16 protein-coding genes are annotated in these 16,849 nt (G+C 50.0%); 8 read left to right on the forward strand and 8 right to left on the reverse strand.

Annotated features, from left to right (window positions below):
- Window positions 1–90: 90 nt before the first annotated feature.
- The 4 genes from A0W33_RS16240 to A0W33_RS16255 all read right to left on the reverse strand — a co-directional run bounded on the left by A0W33_RS16240 (window position 91) and on the right by A0W33_RS16255 (window position 2,158).
- The gene (locus A0W33_RS16240) at window positions 91–366 is read right to left on the reverse strand and encodes a DUF4242 domain-containing protein (RefSeq protein WP_068839147.1); all 276 of its coding nucleotides are present in this window, start codon (window positions 364–366) and stop codon (window positions 91–93) included.
- A gap of 114 nt (window positions 367–480) precedes the next feature.
- Entirely contained in the window at window positions 481–1,119 is a 639-nt protein-coding gene (locus A0W33_RS16245) for an NADH-quinone oxidoreductase subunit B (protein ID WP_068839148.1), read from the reverse strand.
- 94 nt (window positions 1,120–1,213) lie between these two features.
- Window positions 1,214–1,645 (reverse strand): NADH-quinone oxidoreductase subunit A, encoded by a 432-nt coding sequence (locus tag A0W33_RS16250; protein WP_068839149.1) that lies wholly within the window; start codon window positions 1,643–1,645, stop codon window positions 1,214–1,216.
- An 81-nt stretch (window positions 1,646–1,726) separates the two neighbouring features.
- A complete protein-coding gene (locus tag A0W33_RS16255) occupies window positions 1,727–2,158 on the reverse strand; it encodes a CBS domain-containing protein (protein ID WP_068839150.1) in 432 nt (143 codons plus the stop codon).
- Between the two features lie 303 nt (window positions 2,159–2,461).
- Between A0W33_RS16255 and A0W33_RS16260 the strand changes: the two genes are divergently transcribed.
- From A0W33_RS16260 to A0W33_RS16275, 4 genes are all read left to right on the forward strand, one after another.
- Window positions 2,462–2,968: a GbsR/MarR family transcriptional regulator gene (locus tag A0W33_RS16260; protein ID WP_068839151.1), complete on the forward strand. Its 507-nt coding sequence runs from the start codon at window positions 2,462–2,464 to the stop codon at window positions 2,966–2,968.
- Between the two features lie 62 nt (window positions 2,969–3,030).
- The gene (locus tag A0W33_RS16265) at window positions 3,031–3,867 is read left to right on the forward strand and encodes a thiol-disulfide oxidoreductase DCC family protein (RefSeq protein WP_068839152.1); all 837 of its coding nucleotides are present in this window, start codon (window positions 3,031–3,033) and stop codon (window positions 3,865–3,867) included.
- A 10-nt stretch (window positions 3,868–3,877) separates the two neighbouring features.
- Window positions 3,878–4,564, forward strand: coding sequence for a DUF2071 domain-containing protein (locus tag A0W33_RS16270; RefSeq protein ID WP_068839153.1), 687 nt, complete (start codon window positions 3,878–3,880; stop codon window positions 4,562–4,564).
- Complete coding sequence (locus A0W33_RS16275; protein ID WP_068839154.1) at window positions 4,552–5,439, forward strand: Rossmann-fold NAD(P)-binding domain-containing protein; 888 nt, start codon at window positions 4,552–4,554, stop codon at window positions 5,437–5,439. The genes A0W33_RS16270 and A0W33_RS16275 overlap by 13 nt, the downstream gene beginning before the upstream one ends.
- Window positions 5,440–5,578: 139 nt before the next feature.
- On the opposite strand, the gene A0W33_RS16280 is transcribed toward A0W33_RS16275, so the two are convergent.
- Entirely contained in the window at window positions 5,579–6,442 is an 864-nt protein-coding gene (locus A0W33_RS16280; RefSeq protein ID WP_068839155.1) for an SDR family oxidoreductase, read from the reverse strand.
- A 343-nt stretch (window positions 6,443–6,785) separates the two neighbouring features.
- Here A0W33_RS16280 and A0W33_RS16285 point away from each other — a divergent pair, with 343 nt between their 5' ends.
- Together A0W33_RS16285 and A0W33_RS16290 are read left to right on the forward strand one after the other, a co-directional pair.
- A complete protein-coding gene (locus A0W33_RS16285) occupies window positions 6,786–8,744 on the forward strand; it encodes a sialate O-acetylesterase (RefSeq protein ID WP_068840201.1) in 1,959 nt (652 codons plus the stop codon).
- A gap of 18 nt (window positions 8,745–8,762) precedes the next feature.
- The gene (locus A0W33_RS16290; RefSeq protein ID WP_068839156.1) at window positions 8,763–10,310 is read left to right on the forward strand and encodes an alpha/beta hydrolase family protein; all 1,548 of its coding nucleotides are present in this window, start codon (window positions 8,763–8,765) and stop codon (window positions 10,308–10,310) included.
- Window positions 10,311–10,530: 220 nt separating this feature from the next.
- Here the strand turns inward: A0W33_RS16290 and A0W33_RS16295 are convergent, their stop codons facing one another.
- From A0W33_RS16295 to A0W33_RS16305, 3 genes are all read right to left on the reverse strand, one after another.
- Window positions 10,531–11,118, reverse strand: a complete 588-nt coding sequence (locus tag A0W33_RS16295) for a DUF1989 domain-containing protein (protein WP_068839157.1) — start codon at window positions 11,116–11,118, stop codon at window positions 10,531–10,533.
- A 20-nt stretch (window positions 11,119–11,138) separates the two neighbouring features.
- Complete coding sequence (gene gntA / locus A0W33_RS16300; RefSeq protein ID WP_068839158.1) at window positions 11,139–11,867, reverse strand: guanitoxin biosynthesis heme-dependent pre-guanitoxin N-hydroxylase GntA; 729 nt, start codon at window positions 11,865–11,867, stop codon at window positions 11,139–11,141.
- 785 nt (window positions 11,868–12,652) lie between these two features.
- Window positions 12,653–12,907 (reverse strand): hypothetical protein, encoded by a 255-nt coding sequence (locus A0W33_RS16305; protein ID WP_068840202.1) that lies wholly within the window; start codon window positions 12,905–12,907, stop codon window positions 12,653–12,655.
- Window positions 12,908–13,006: 99 nt separating this feature from the next.
- Here A0W33_RS16305 and A0W33_RS16310 point away from each other — a divergent pair, with 99 nt between their 5' ends.
- Both A0W33_RS16310 and A0W33_RS16315 read left to right on the forward strand, forming a co-directional pair.
- Window positions 13,007–13,900, forward strand: a complete 894-nt coding sequence (locus A0W33_RS16310; protein ID WP_068839159.1) for a LysR family transcriptional regulator — start codon at window positions 13,007–13,009, stop codon at window positions 13,898–13,900.
- 488 nt (window positions 13,901–14,388) lie between these two features.
- Window positions 14,389–16,725: a T9SS type A sorting domain-containing protein gene (locus A0W33_RS16315; RefSeq protein ID WP_068839160.1), complete on the forward strand. Its 2,337-nt coding sequence runs from the start codon at window positions 14,389–14,391 to the stop codon at window positions 16,723–16,725.
- Window positions 16,726–16,849: the final 124 nt, after the last annotated feature.

A 16,849-nucleotide genomic window follows, 5' to 3' on the forward strand; every position in this document is an offset into this window, starting at 1 on the left:
CGAAAATTGCTACCTCATGTGATGCTACGCTCTGTTTGTGTTGTGGTCAATGCTTTTACTCTTAATACCTGGGGTATGCTGTTTCTTAAGTTAGTGCTCTGCTGTAACCGGATCAATGATGGCTTTTACTTCACTGACGCTGTTTGCGGGAAAACCGCCTTGCCTGGCGTGCTCCCGTACCATCTCCTCGTTTGGAGCATTATAAATGCAATAGACCTTATCTCCTGTCACATAGCTATGCACCCACTGAATCTGCGGGCCTAGGTTATTTAACACGCCACAGGAAGTCTGTGCAACGCCTTTTAGTTCTTCGGCAGAAAGTTTGCCAGCGCCGGGAATTTCCCGCTCAATTACATACTTCGGCATAGTTTTAAAAATCAAATGTTACTTACTTCTCTATACTTTTGCTGTGCGTATTGCAAACCAGAGAGAAAAGAGGCATACATTTTTTAACTCTCCACTCTCTGACTCTTTAACTTTCTATATTTCATCGGGCGTGCGGAACTCCGTCATGTTAGCTCGTGCTTCCTGCCGTCTTTCCCGCACATCTATTTTGTCTGGCCTGATAACGCCCTGCTCACCGATTGTCCAACTCAACGGCCGCCTTTCTTTTCCCACTGACTCTGACAGCAGCAACAGGCCTTCCATGAAGGCATCGGGACGGGGAGGGCAGCCGGGTACGTACACATCAACCGGAAGAAATTTATCCACGCCCTGCACCACACTATAGATATCGAACATACCACCGGAATTGGCACAGGAACCCATCGAAATTACCCAGCGCGGTTCCATCATCTGCTCATGCAGCCGCTTGATGATGGGGGCCATTTTGATGAAAACGGTGCCGGCAATGATCATCACATCGGCCTCGCGCGGCGTTCCGCGTATTACCTCTGCCCCGAAGCGGGCCAGATCATACTTGGGCGTCATGCTGGTGGCCATTTCCACGAAGCAGCAGGAGAGGCCGAAGTGGAAGGGCCACATGGAATTTTTCCGGCCCCAGGCCAGCAGATCCTGCATGGTACTGAGGACCATGCTCTGCTGCACTGTCTCCTCATAGGAACTGGTGCCACTGGTTGCACGCGCAGGATCATCGGGTTTACTTAGCCACCACTTCATAGGCTTTTTTCGTTAGTCGTTGTTCGTTTATCGTGTTCGGGTAAGATGCCAGCGAAAATCCTTACGCCTTTATTTCAATGTCTCTTGTCCAAAATTAAGCGGGTGGCTGCTGTGTCAGGCGTTTGTAAGCCTTCAGTATCTTGTTGCCGTCAGGGCCAAAATCCAGGGCACCGTTGCGCCACTCATAGATGAGCACCACCACCAGCATCAGCATAAACACGGCGACGCCAGCGTAGCCGTACCAGCCCAGTTCCCGGAAAGCAATGGCCCAGGCAAGTATAAATACCGTCTCCACATCAAATATCACAAAGAGCATGGCCACCAAGTAAAACTGCGAGGAGAAGCGCATGCGGGCTGACCCCGCGCTTAGGATTCCTCCTTCGTACGGCTCGCCGGTGGCGCGCTGGTTATGGCGCTGGCCCAACACGTAGGACAGACCAAGTATGATGCCCACCAGGCTTAGCACAATGGCGCCATAGACTACCATGGGCCATAGTATGGTCGCGTTTTCCTCTGAAGCGTACATATGCCTTCTCGCCTCCCTGCGAATAGCTGGTTGATAAAAGGTTAAGCTGTAATATGATATTCGGTGTTGCTGCCTTCAGCTTTAATGGCCTGTGATGTAGTGTTCGAGGTTCTCGATGATATACTTCTGTTCCTCAATTATGTACTTCACAATGTCTCCTATGGAAATCAGCCCGACCAGCCTGTTGTCTTCCAGTACCGGTAAATGGCGGATATAGCGCTTTGTCATGATCGACATGCATTCCTCCACTGATACATCCGGTGTTACGGTGACCGGGTGTTCGCTCATAATATCGCGGATGAAGGTGTCTTTGGATGACTTCCCCTTCAGCATCACTTTCCGGGCATAGTCCCGTTCAGTGAAGATGCCCGCGAATTTCCCATTATCCATCACCAAAAGAGAACCCACGTCCTTTTCTACCATCAATTCGAGCGCGCGGTAAACAGTTGCGTTAGGATCTATAGAAAACGCTTGGTTGCCTTTTTTCTGTAGAATGTGCCTGACTTTACCCATACGGCCTCCCTTTCCCTTAAAATGAGCTAATATTTTAATCTTCAGGTAATTATACGAAATAAATTAAAATAAGCCTAACTTTTATAAAAAAAATGTTATACAGTTATATTATGATGTGGAAAGCTAAATAAAGGCTATTTCGGCATGTGCAGCGGTATAGTTTTGAGTAGGAGCACCTCCTTGCAATTCTGATTAAGGAAGAATTTAATAGACCCGAATAGTGGTTACAAGAAGTATAATAATTTTTGATTATAAAACTTTCAGTAACTATTGAAAGTATATGGAAATATACTACATTTGAGCATGGAACTGGAAGAAGGAAAAGAGAAATTCATACAAGCCTGGGGAACATTGGGGTCGAGTTGGGGCATTAACCGCACCATGGCTCAGGTTCACGCCCTTTTGCTGATCTCACCCGATTCCCTGAGCACGGAGGATGTGATGCAGGAGCTAAATGTATCACGCGGAAATGCCAACATGAACCTGCGCGCCCTGATGGACTGGGGCTTGATCAGCAAGGAGCTAAGACCGGGGGAGCGGAAAGAATATTTCGTTGCCGAAAAAGATATGTGGAAGGTGGCCAAACAGGTTATCCGGGAGCGCCGCAAGCGTGAACTGGAGCCGATGCTGCGCATATTAGAGGAACTTAAGCAGGTGGAAGGCAGTAAAGGGGACCGCGATGCAGAAGCGTTTACCCAAGCCATCAGCAACCTGTATGACTTGTCGGCTAAGGCAGATAAAACCTTGGATACGATGCTGCGGGCAGATGAGCACTGGTTCCTGAGCTCCTTTATGAAGCTGATGCGCTGATTTTTTTTGATCTATATGTTTCAATAATTATTGAAAGTTCAATAAGTTAAACGGGTTATACAATGGAAAACAAGTTGATTATCTACGACAGCAACTGCAACGTTTGCGTTGGTCTCCGCGACATGATGCTTATACTTGGTCTGGTGGAGCAAAACGAGTGCCTGGCCTACACGGCGATGGACGCGCAGCTAAAGCAGAAAGTAAGTGCAGAGCGCTTCCGGAACGAAATGGCATTGATTGACACCAGGGGAGGGGAGACACTCTACGGCGCAGACGGCGTATCGTATGTTTTCGCTGATAAGGTTCGACTCCTTGGGCCATTGTTCCGTTTCAAGCCCTTTTTTCTACTGTTTCGGTTTCTCTACAAAACATTGGCTTATAACCGCTATATAGTTGCGCCGCCAAAGCAGCAGGCCATTGCCTGCGACTGCTATCCCGAGGCGGCCACGGCCTACAGGATCAGCTTTATCTCTATTACGGTGCTGACTGCTGTTATCCTGACAGCGCTGTTTGGTGCTTCTGTACATAAGGCACTCGGTGTCGCGCCACTGGCTGGCGCGGTGCAACTGCTGCTCATTGCCGGCACCGGATGGGTTATTCAGATAATTCTGGCCGCACTTACGCTGCAGCGGCAACAAGTACTGGATTACGTGGGCCACCTGGGTACCATCATGGTGGCAGGCCTGCTGGTGCTTGTTCCTTCTATAGTGTTTTACTCGTTGAGTGGCATCCTCTTTTATCCTTTGCCTATACTTAGTGTGGCCTGCAGCAGCGGCCTGATGGCTTACCTGCACTACCAACGGATTCAGTATCTGGGTCTGCCACAACGCTGGACGCTGCAGTGGTTCCTGCTGCTTCAGGTTACGGCAGCTTTATGGCTTTTATACTTTCAACTTTAATCCTGATCTCATGGAAATGCTAAAGAAACTTCCGATCAAGTATGTAGGCGAACTGCACCAGGTGCGCCTGATTAACTTTTCGGTTGACAAGGAGGAGGTGTTGCCCTACTTGCCGGAAGGGCTGGAGGTGCGCGACTACAACGGCCGGGCCTTGATTTCTATGGTGAACGTAAAGCTCCGTAACATGCGGCCTGATTTTATGCCCAAAGCGCTTCATTTTGACTACCAGCACATCGGTTTCAGGCTTTTGATTGATGACGCGCTTTATAGTGACGGTGCTGCAAAGGGCATCTTCTTTCTGCGCTCTTTTACCGAGAAAGAACTAATGGTGCAGGGAGGCAGCTGGTTTACGAATTATAAGCTGGAGAAGGCAAGTATAACCAACGCCGGTGATACATTTGAACTGAGGCAGGGAAGCAGTTACCTGAATTATAAACTGGGAGATGAAGCTCAGCCAAAGGCAAATCCGGAGCTGAAGGAAATGGTTGGAGCGTTGGACAGGGCTTACTCTTATATAGATAAGGAGCTGGTCAGGGTGCGGATTATGCGGGAGCGCTGGCCCATTGAGTGGGTGACCTGTACCGGCTTCGAAACAAACTTTTTCCAGACGGCCAGGTTCGAAGGGGCTTTTCAGGTACGGGGGATGATTCCGTACCAGTGGTTGCCACCAAAACCCGTTGCCACATGCGTATTGTAGTGCTTGGTGCCAACGGCCAGCTTGGAACACCTTTGCTGAAACGCCTGCTGCAGGATTACCCTCAGGCGCAGGTGGTGGGTTGTGTCAGGGAAAGAAGTATGGCTGCTGTTAAAGCAGATGCTGTTATGTCACAGCACGTGCTTTCTTTCAACCCTTTCACGGATAACTGGGCAAAGCTGGGTAAGGTGGATGTGCTGGTCAACTGCATCGGCATTATCAGGGAAACTGCTGCGCTTGACTTTGCCCAGGCTCATGCGGGGCTAACAAGCCTCATGCTCCAGCACCGGAAGCGGCTCGGAAACCCGAGGCTCCTGCAGCTTTCCGCGTTAGGGGCAGCAGTCCACAGCCCTTCCAGGTTCCTTCGCACCAAGGCAGAGGCGGATGAAGCGCTATTGGCGCACCCGAACGTGGTCGTGGTGCGCCCATCTATTGTCTGCACCCCAAATACCATGCTGAGCAGGAAGCTGCAGCTGCTGAAAAAACTGTGTCGGCTAACATTTGGAGCACTTCCTTTCCCCGCGCATTTACTACAGACAAAGCTGCAGCCTGTGCTGGTGGAGGATCTAACCGAGCTCATTTCGCGCCTCTGCCTGCAAAATCCGTATGAAGGAACAGTAGAAGTAGCAGGGAAAGATACCTTTTCGTTGCAGCAGCTGTTGGCACTCGTGCCCACCTGTAAGAAAGTTGTTCCCATCCCGAAAGCTTTTTCTGATGCGGCACTGCAGGTAGTTACATGGCTCTTTCATGCACTGCTGGACAAAGAGCAGCAGGTACTGCTTCAGCAGGACAACATAGCCGGTACCACGGTCTGCGAGAAGCTGCTCGGGCGGGAAATGGCCGGAACGGTTTTGTTTTGGAAAAGCGAGTTGAAGTAAAGCGAATTTGTAAGTGCCTTTACAGATACTGCACCCTTATTGCAACTACCACAAGTATAAATAAAGCCGCTCCTATAGTATGGAGCGGCTTTGTTATTTGGTAGGAGAAGTGCTGGCTTGCATACCAGCATTTCTGCTGCTAACCTTCTTTAGAATTTGAATTCAGTGCCTCAGCCACGGTATCAGCCATCGGCGTAGTAGGATGGCCGATCAGCTCTGAAAGTTGGTGCTTATCATCAAATAAATCACCCTGCGATGCTGCTACGTCCCACCCTGAGATTGCCTGTGCAAGTCCTTCAGGCAGGCCAAAGCTTTGAAGTGCGGCGGCATAATCAGCCTGCGACAAGTTTTTGTAAGGAATGTCTTTCCCTGTCTGTCTGGAGATTTCCGCCGCAAGATCGCTGAGCGTGTATGCGTCGTCCCCGGCAAGCTCATAGGTTTTCCCCTCGTGCCCCTCTTCTGTTAAAACTACAACTGCCGCGTCGGCATAGTCAGCGCGTGCAGCGGAGGAAATCCTGCCCTCGCCCGCGCTGCCGATAAATGCGCCTCCGGCAAGTGCGCCCGGGATGGAACCGGTATAGTTTTCGGTGTACCACCCGTTACGCAGGAGCGTGTACGGAATGCCCGTGTCCTTCAGGGCAGCTTCGGTTGCCAAGTGCTCATCTGCCAGGCTTAGCGTTGAGGTGTCCGCATGAAGCAGGCTGGTATACACAATGCGTTTTACTCCCGCTTTTTTTGCCGCCTCTAATACGTTTTGGTGCTGCCTGGCACGCTGCCCTACCTCACTTCCGGAAATCAGCAGCAAGGTGTCTATTCCTGCCAACGCACGGTTGAGTGTTTCGGGCTTGTCATAGTCCGCCTCTCTGGCCTCCACACCAAGGTCTGCCGCCTTCTCCGGCGAACGCACAAGGGCAATAAGGTTGTCGGTGGATACTTTTTGTTTGGACTTGTTTACTACCAGGCGCCCGAGGTGGCCTGTAGCTCCTGTTATTCCTATTTTCATTTTTATGGATTTTTTAGTTTATTTTACTGTACGTACATTTTTAGCAAGCAGAAAGTCCAGAACTGAAAATCGCTGCACAAGGCAAGGTGTGGATGGTATACAACCGCTACAGAAGACTTATGTCATCTTGCCAGTCGCGTACTGTCTTATTTAATGCAGATTTCAAAGTATAATGACAGGCTACAAAGTATAATACATCACCCTGATGGCTTTTATAACACCTTCTCCTATGTTCCTGGCTGGTATAGGGCGCAAGTATGGGGAAGGCCTGACAAACATAAAACCGCTGCAAATCCGTATGCTAATCCATAATTCTGTTTCTTCACCTTCAATACATTTTCGAATGCCTACGCTACGAAACGCTTACTTACCCTTACTACTTTTCTTCTTCCTTTTCGCTTACAAAGCCACCTCTCAGGTAAAGCTGCCGCAGTTGGTAAGCGATGGCATGGTGCTGCAGCGGGATGCTAAAACCAAGATTTGGGGTTGGGCGTCTCCCAGCGAAAAAGTTACCGTAAAGTTCAAGGGCAAATCCTATAAAGCCACAACAGGCAAAAATGGAGAATGGGAAATAACGCTTGCGCCTATGAAGGCCGGTGGCCCTTATACCATGGACATCAAAGCCAGCAACCAGATCACGGTTAAAGATATTCTGCTAGGGGATGTATACTTAGTTTCAGGGCAGTCGAACATGGTGCACCAGATGTCGCTGCATAATATTACGTACGCCGGGGATATCGCTACTGCCAACTACCCGCATATCCGCCATTTCTGGATTCCGACCGCTACCAATTTGCAGGGGCCGGCAGAAAAGCTGCCCGAAAGCTCCTGGAAGTCAGCCAACCCACAAGACGTGGCAAACTTTTCGGCCGTTGCTTATTTCTTTGCCCGGAAACTGCACACCAAGTATAAAATTCCGATCGGCTTGATCAATGCCAGTGTAGGCGGCACACCCATTGAGGCCTGGATGAGCGAAGAGGGACTTCAGGATTTTCCAGCCGCTGTTGCCACTATCAACAAAAACAGCGATACCAGCTACGTGAACAGCTTGAATCGCCGCGCGTTGGCAGCTGCCCAGGCCAACAAGCAAAAAACAGAGCAGGACAAAGGACTAACGGGGGAAGTAAAATGGTACGAAACCACTTACAAGCCGAAAGGCTGGCGCACCATCAATATTCCCGGCTACTGGGAGGACCAGGGAATTAAAGACCTGAACGGTGTAGTATGGTACCGCCGCGAGATAGACGTGCCGGTTTCGATGACGGGCGTGCCGGCAAAGGTGCACCTGGGTCGGATTGTTGATGCGGATGTGCTGTACATCAACGGGCAGCAGGTCGGCAACACCACTTACCAGTACCCACAGCGCAGGTACAGCCTGCCTGCAGGCGTGCTGAAACCTGGTAAAAATGTGTTTGTGATCCGGGTGACAAATCAGGGAGGCAAAGGCGGCTTTGTGCCGGACAAGCCATACTTCATAGAGGCAAACGAACAAACGCTGGATCTAAAGGGCTACTGGGATTACAAGGTAGGCGACGTTTTTCGTCCTGCTAGCGGCAGCGGATACGGTGGCGGCTTGAATGCGCAAAACCAACCGGCAGCTCTATACAATGCCATGGTGGCACCGGTAACGGACTACACCCTGAAAGGCATACTCTGGTACCAGGGCGAAAGCAACGCGGGAAATCCTTCGGAGTATAAAAAACTGCTGCCCGCCTTAATCAGCGACTGGCGTAGCAAATGGCAACAGGAGAAGCTGCCGTTCCTGTATGTGCAGCTCCCCAATTTTATGGACGTGAACTACCTGCCTTCCGAAAGCAATTGGGCACTGATGCGGGAAGCAGCCCTGCAGACCTTAGCTGTGCCGAATACCGCCATGGCCGTCACCATTGAACTGGGGGAGTGGAACGACATTCATCCGGATAACAAAAAGGATGTGGGGGAGCGGCTGGCCCTGGCTGCCCAAAGGCTTATTTACGGTGAGAAAGACGTTGTTTCGTCTGGCCCGCTCTTTCAATCAGCTAAAATTGAAGGGGAAAAGATCATACTTAGCTTTACGAATACCGGCAGTGGCCTGACCTCCATCGACGGGGAGGAACTAAGCTGGTTTGCCATTGCCGGAGCCGATAAAAAGTTTGTGTGGGCGAAGGCCAAAATTGAGGGAGACAAAGTAGTGGTGTGGAGCGAGGAGGTGCCGGAGCCCAGGTATGTTCGCTACGCCTGGGCCGACAATCCGGCTGGCGCTAACTTATACAACAAAGAAGGTTTGCCGGCATCTCCTTTCCGCACTGATCAATCAGAATAGAAATAACTAAACCTGCTCATGAAAAAGGCATTTTATCTTTTGTTTGCGCTTGCTGTTTCGTCTGCTTCGGCACAACAGCCTACCAACAGTACAACAAAACAGCTTCCGCAGGTGGTTAATTTTACCGCTCAGCAGGATCATCAGCATATGATGCAGCAACTTGGCATCAAAGCCTTACGGCCCGGACCCAGTGGCGACGAGTCGGCCCCAAACGCTGCGAACTACGACGAGGCACTTGCGAATCCTTACCCGAACCTGCCTGAGGTGCTGACCCTCAGCAACGGGAAAAAGGTAAAGACGCCAGCCGTGTGGTGGAACAAGCGGCGGCCGGAGTTAGTGGAGGCTTTTGAGCGGGAAATCTATGGCCGGGTACCAAAAAATGCTCCTAAAGTTACCTGGAAGACAGTGATAGCAGAAAAAGAGTATGTCGGATGGGTTCCTGTAAACGCCAAGCAACTGGTAGGGCACGTGGACAATTCCGCCTATCCGTTGCTGGATGTGAAAATAGCCATGACGGTGGTGACGCCTGCCAATGCCAAAGGACCAGTGCCGGTGCTGATGATGTTTGGCCCCAGCGCCTTGCCCGCTCCGGCACAGCCCCCGAAAGAGAGCCTGGAACAGATAAACGCCGCGCTAAAGAAGTTGCTGATTCTGCAGGACCCTTCGCTTAAGGAGGTGTTTGAGCAGTATCCGGCCTACAATCCCATAGCCTCACAGGTGCCGGCTTTTGGTCCGCCACCCGCAGGAGATCCGCCTACCACCCACCAGCTGCTTCGGGCAGGCTGGGGCTATGCCCTGATCGAGCCAGGAAGTATACAGGCTGACAATGGGGCTGGCCTGACGAAGGGAATCATTGGGCTGGTAAACAAAGGGCAGCCGCGTAGTCCGGAAGATTGGGGTGCTTTACGCGCATGGGCCTGGGGTGCCTCCCGCGGGCTGGACTACCTGGAAACCGATCCGGCCGTAGATGCCTCGCGTGTGGGCATAGAAGGTGTTTCCCGTTTTGGAAAAGCGGCCCTGGTTGCCATGGCCTTTGACCAGCGCTTTTACATGGCGCTGATTGGTTCTTCGGGAGAGGGTGGCGCAAAACTGCACCGGCGCAATTTCGGGGAAGCTGTGGAAAGCCTGACCAGCAGCGCCGAATACCATTGGATGGCGGGTAACTTTCTGAAGTATGGAGCCTCAGACGCTACTTTTGGAAGTAAAAACGCAGGCGACCTGCCGGTTGACGCGCACCAGTTAATCGCCTTATGCGCTCCCCGTTTAACATTTATAAGCTATGGGATTCCTGAAAAAGGAGACGCCAAATGGCTTGACCAGCAGGGGAGCTACATGGCCACCGTCGCGGCCGGACCAGTTTTTAACCTATTAGGAGCGAAAGACCTGGGGGTGGGGCATGATTACAAAACAGCTAAAATGCCTGGTGTGAACGTGAGTTTGCTGGATGGCGCCCTTGCCTGGCGACAGCATGACGGAGGCCACACCGATGCACCTAACATAAAGTACTTTATTCAGTGGGCAGATAGCTGGATGAAGCAAAGCAGAACTTCCGGTTCAAAGCGCTAATTGCCCTTCAGGCGTTCACTAAAGTTGAGAAGCACAGCCATCAGTATGGGGAATCATTTTTAGCATAAAAAAACCGCCCCACAAGAGGGAGCGGTTCTGGCTTTATAAGGATGAGTTAATTTTAAGAGACAGGGCAGTCCGTCTGTTCTGCCGCAAGTTTTCCAGTATCGGGGTGGTATTTTGATTTAGTTGTACTAACCAGGTATAAGCGCTGCTTTCACTACTGCGCTGGTATCACCTCATATTGTATCGGTTTAAAGCTGTAGTTGTTCGATTGCTCAGCTGAGCAGGCCGTGAGGGCCACGATTAAATCTATTTTAGCTTCGAATAGCACATAATCACCGGCCTTGCTGGAAGGCGGGTCAACGGAGAGTTTGCCATCCGGGGCGAACTGCACGTTCATAAAAATGTTGAAAGCAGTCGGAACATCATCGGGTTCAATGCCATACTTGGCCAGGTTCGTGTAGAGGTTCTCGAAACAGCTGGGGTGGTACTCCGGGTTCTGGTACATGATCTGAAACGTCTCGGGACTGCAGGGAGCCAGCAGGAAATCGTTGCGCCCGTTTGTGTCCTCCAGAATCTCCATCATTTTATGGCTGCGGTTGCTCCACAGGTGGTGCCCTTTGGTAATCAGAATTGTCTCCTCAAAGTCCAGCGTTTTACCGGATGAAAGCTTCTCGCGCTTATCCCCGGCGTTGAAGAGCACCATGTCACTCACCTGCTCGCCCTGCGGGTCAATCACTTTAAGTCTGTCTCCTTTTTTCAGTTCAAACGCGGCGCCGGTTTGCTTGGCTATCGTTTCTATCATATTTATACTTGCGTAGCTTCTTAATGTGATTTGAGGTTGCCTGCCAGGAAAGGGCATTTCCAGCTTTCGTCTACCTTGCGGCCACTGTACTGCGGCGCTTCCAGCCCCTCGTCAAAATCCTGCAGCATCGGGTTTATACTTCCATCATAGGCCTCATCCCGCTCGCGGATAACCTTCTTCATGTTTTCATAAACCCCTTTCTCACGCAACTGCTCAAATTGCCGGTGCAGGTTAAAGGCCATGGCAGTATAACCCGTTTGCCTGGCTTTTCTGCTGGCGTTAGGGTGCAGGCCCACTACAAAAAAGGCCGTGCCGTTGTAACTGAAGCTGAAGTTGGTGTCTTCCGGGTTGCTGCTCACTTCAGGGTCCCAGGGGTTGGCACTGCTATCACTGTCGTGGAGCCGCTGTAGCTGTGCCCACAGTTTCTTCTCAAAGTCGTCTTCTGATGTTGGCGCCTCCTCCGTGAAGCAGGCAACCATTGTCATGTACTCACTGTCGGCTGCCAGCGTTTCGGCAATGTATTGCTTCAGGTCATAGCCCAGTTTACTTGTCGTTTCGTCTGTTGCCATGCCCTTGTACACGCCTATGCGAATTTGCTTTGAGTTAAGAGCAGCTTTGGCTCCTACACAGGGATACTCGGTATCGCTTATTTTTTCGGAAATACTGTTGAAGAGGTCTTGTAATCGTTCGTCGTCAATCGTCTCCAACTCTTCAGTGGTGAAGTATGTTTTTTGTTTTTGGGTGCTCATAATGCGTTAAAAGTAAATCCGGATGGACCGCTGAATTACCAGAGATGGTACCATTTAGCAAGCCAGTAGTAGCGGCGAAAAGGGCAGGGGCAGGCAAAAAGTAGCTAAAGAAAAAGCTTTTCTCTATTGAGCATAGCCTATCTCGCTGATTTCTGGTGTTGCCTTTTCGGTCAGCTTCTTCTTCCAGTTGTGATTGATTATACTCTAATCAACCTGAAAGGGTGCAATCTTGTTTATAACTGAAGTGAGCTATTCGTATACTGATGGTGCTCCCAACCAGCGCCAAGCTTTTTACCCTACTTCCTACTGCTGCTTTTAAAACAATAGAGCAGGTAACGCCAATGGCAAACTGATTGGGCGTATACTATTTGACTTACTTCTTTCTGCTTTGCAGCGCAACAGGCATTGTTTGGGATGCTGCCCTTTATGATGCCGCAGGGCTGCTGGCGCGGGTGTTTTGCCAGCTGACCCTATGAGCGCTACGCATGTAGTAATTGCCCGTTTTATGACATTAACAGGAGGGGAACAGCGGGAGAAAGAGCAGGAGAGCAAAATGCGAGGAGAGGACAAATATAGCTGAAACAGTGGATAAGATAAGCAAGACTGAAAAGTGGGCGGAGAAGGCTGAAGCTATACTTCTACTAATCTATACATGTGTAAGTATAAACAAGGGAGTAGCCTGCTATGGTTTTTGAGCAATTTGCTTTAGGATTAGGCTTTAGCTCCCTTGTAGCAACGTTTGTTTGACAAGTATAAGCAGAACAACATGAGTGTGTTGCTGGCACTCAGTTAATTAGGCTAACCTTTACTAAGGCGATAACAGCCACTAGCAGGAAGATGGCGTTCAGCACCCAGCTGGCGTAAGCCTTTTTCGATACAGCGTACAGAATCATAAAAAAACAACCAATGATGTTGCCTCCCAGGTACTCTACTGATTGGCTGCTGATAACTCCCAGGCTGTTCATGCTGAAGGCCATGAGGGAGAAGAAGGCACCCACCCATCCAATTCCTTCCCATGCATACTTGCGTAGTAATACCATTGCTTTGCTCTTTTTAGTGTTCAGGCAAAGTAAGTACATGCCAATGCGCCTAAAAATGCTAATATTGGCTTGACTAATGCGAAAACTGAATCAGTATATATGGAGCTACAGCAGATAAGGTACTTTCTGGCGCTGGCAGAGGAGCTGCACTTTTGGAATACGGCTGAGCGCATGTACATTACGCAGTCGGCGCTCAGCAGGCAGATTAAGGCGCTGGAGGACGAGCTTGGCATCCAGTTGTTCGAGCGAAGCAAGCGGAGCGTGAAGTTGACAGAGGCTGGCGTATTTCTGAGAGGCCAGTGGCTGCCCCTGCTCGATGAGATAAACCGCATCCACCTGCAGGCAAAGAAGATCCACGATGGCGCCTTTGGCTCAATCAGAATAGGCTACCCAGGCTCCATTGCCTACAGCTTTATGCCCGAACTTATTACAGGCATTGCCCGCACGCTGCCAGAACTAAAGGTAGAGTTGGTGGAGCCAACCGATATCAGCTTTGAGCAGCTGTTACTCAACTACCAGATGGACCTTGCCTTCCGGCGCGATCCGGCTGTAAATCCTTCGCTGCAGTCAACGTGTCTGTATTCTGAGCCTTTTGCACTTGCCGTACCTTCAAACCACTACTTAAACGAGCAGAATTTCACAGGAATGCAGGATCTGAAGGATGAAAAATTTATTTTATCGAACCTGGCACAAACTACCTTTTATACGGCAAGCCTTCGGCAGATTTTCGAGGACCACAACTTTACACCCAACGTCCATATCGAAACTGACTTTGGTGGCATGGTGCTGGGCCTGGTTTCGAAAGGACTTGGTATTTCTATACTTCCGTTTTCCTACTCATTCAGCGCGCTGCCAAATGTGCGTTTTATTACGCTGCCTTACAACGTGAACCTTTACGTAACCTGGCGCAGGGACGATAAAAGCCCTGTTCTTAGGAATGTGCTTCAACAGGTGCAGGATACGGCGGTGAGGTACACCCAACACAGCATCTGACAAATCGCGCCTCCAGCTGCTGTGCTTTATCCGGAGAAGGTAGAGTGTCAGTCGGTTCTAGCACCCGACGGTTGTGGTGCCGCTGTAGGTTTTCTGAAAGACGCTGCGTTATACTTGAACCGCTTTGAATAGTATAGCAAGCAGTAGGACTATTTTTTTGAGCTTTAGCCTTATGGCAGAGATAGCTGTTAATTTTTACATTTCCTTTTCGAGAGCAAATCAGTTCCATTCGCATTGCTGCTGCTACTATTCGCCCATTTAAAAAGTATACTGACCCAAATAGGGGGTTGTATTTTTGATATAGGATAACTCATAATCTGCTGGAATAGTATATAGGATTCATATATATAATTGGACTACGTGGTCTGCGGACCTAGAATCCTCTCCTAAACTATTTTACAGAACCTATGAAAAAATTTTACTTCTTCCCGTTTGTATTCAATAATCAATGTTTAAACCCTTATTGCCTATTGGGTTTATTCCTGTTTATGTTACTTTTCAGCTTTCAAGGCTATGCTCAGCAAACCCAAACCGCTTCTTGCCAGGTGATAGACTTTGAGGAGGAGAGACCCGGTTTCATCACCGCTACAGCTACTTCAAAAGGGACAGTTGCTATTCATGCACGAAAGCGAAATGTAGATGGCACCTATGCTCCGGAAAACCATGCCTCCGTCTTCAATACCCAGTCACCCACGGGCGACGACGCGGATTTGTACACAGCTGACTGGGGAAATGCGCTGGTCATCAACCAGGATCTGAAAGACGAGCCTAACGATAACCCATGGGGCGGCGAAATAACCCTCGATTTTTCGGCTTTCGGGCCGGTAGTGGTTTATTCTATGAAAGCACTTGATTTTGATGTGTACGAAGACAACTCATGGGTTTACCTGTATGATGGCGAAGGAAAAGAACTGTGGAAAGCGCGGATTCATAACACGGGCAACAACGGAAAGCAGGAAGTATTCCTGAATAACACCCGTAATGTGATGAGGATGAAAGTTGTGTTCGACGGGCGTAATTCAGCAGGCATGCTGGCAGGCTCCGGGGCCATCGACAACATCAGGTTCTGTGTGGAGGATGAAAACTACATCGATGCAAACGCAGGATCAGATATGTTCCTTTATTGCGCTTCTAATGGGGAAACAAAACTTTATGGTGCTTCCAATAGAGAAGGAGCTATCTTCAGTTGGTCAGGCCCGAATGGCTTTACTTCCACCATTGCCACGCCTACAGTAACTGAAGCCGGAACGTATACTTTAACAGTAACTGATCCGGTATCGGGTGCAACAGCGTCTGACCAGACAGTTGTTAGCATCAGCGACAAGGCATTTATATCCCCTTCGGAACCGGTTCTAACCTGTAAAAGCAGCCAAACAGAACTTCGGACTGTTTCTGACATGGCTGCCAACTTCGAATGGACAGGACCTGACGGATTCAAACAGTTAGACGAAAATGCAAGGTACTCAGCTATCCATGTAAGTGTGCCGGGTACTTATGCATTAACTGTCACCAGTCTTGAGACAGGGTGCCAGGCATTCGCTTCTACAGTGGTAAAAGCGAACTACACGACCTTGACAGCCGATGCAGGGATGGATCGGAAAGTTTCATGCGACAACAGTATCGTGACGCTAAAAGGAACGGCAAGCGGCGGTACCAAAGTGGAGTGGTGGTCAATGGCGGGTGGAAGACTACTTTCCAATTCAGCGTCTGTCGATGTAAATGAGCCAGGAGCTTATGTGTTTAAAGTGACGGATGAGGCGACAGGTTGCGCGGCCACCGATACCGTAACCGTGAGCGGCAGCCGCGCCCCGGATTTCGAGTTTATGGTTGGACAGGATAACGGAAGCCGAAAGTGGATTACCTGTAATAACCCGGAAGTGCGCGTATACACAATGGACCCACTGACAAGGGACCTGCTGGAAGGAGTTACCTATGCCTGGACGGGCCCTGAAGGGTTTACCTCTGACAAGGCTGTTATCTATGCTTCCGTAGTGGGGGAATACAAAGTGACAGTAACGGATATCATGACCGGTTGCCAGGTGACGAAATCTGTCGCGATTGGAGATTTTTACATAGATGCCACCGTGAGCGCCGGACCGGATCAGGTGCTGACATGCGAAAAAAGAACGGTGACCCTGGTAGGTTCGGTTGTTGGCACAGTTCCGTTTATCCATTGGTATACACTAGCGGGAGAGCACATCAAGTATGGTCCTGAACTCGTAGTGGATCAGCCAGGGACATACGTAATGTGGGTTCCAGAAACTGAAACAGGCTGTGTTTTCAGAGACACGGTAGAAGTTACCATGGACATGGCAGCACCGAACATCACGGCTCAGGGCGGTATGCTAAGCAGCGCTACAGGTACCGTGCAACTGATGGGGGCATCCACTACAGAAGGAGTAAACTACAGCTGGGCAGGATCGGATGGCTATACTTCCACAGAGCAGAACCCAATAGTGGATACAGCAGGCGATTACACTTTAACGGTAACTTCCATGACAAATGGCTGTACTGCCAGCACCACCGTAACCGTAGAGGAGCAGGCGGTAGCCAGCACCGAGAGCATCAGCCAGGTGCAGTCTTACCCGAACCCGGTTCTGGACAAAGCCAGCATAGCGTTCAGGCTCAGTAATTCAGAAGCCTATGTGGTTAACCTCTACGACCTGAAGGGCAATCTGGTGCAACAACTAGGCGCAGGCAACGCAAAAGCCGGTAAGCTGGTACGGGTAGAGTTTGATGGGCGTGGCCTGCACAATGGCGTGTATGTGGCGCGCATCCAAAGCCCATCTGGTGCTAAAACCGTTAAACTGATTCTGAAGAAATAAGCGTTAAGTATAAAATCAGAGGCGCTACCCGGTTAAAAAGCCTGGTAGCGCCTTTTGTTTAGAAGCATACTTTTGCTGATCATGGAAAGCTATCACACGCTGTAGCTAACCATAGCTTATAGGA

The sequence above is a fragment of the Pontibacter akesuensis genome (genome assembly GCF_001611675.1).
Classification (GTDB): Bacteria; Bacteroidota; Bacteroidia; order Cytophagales; family Hymenobacteraceae; genus Pontibacter; species Pontibacter akesuensis.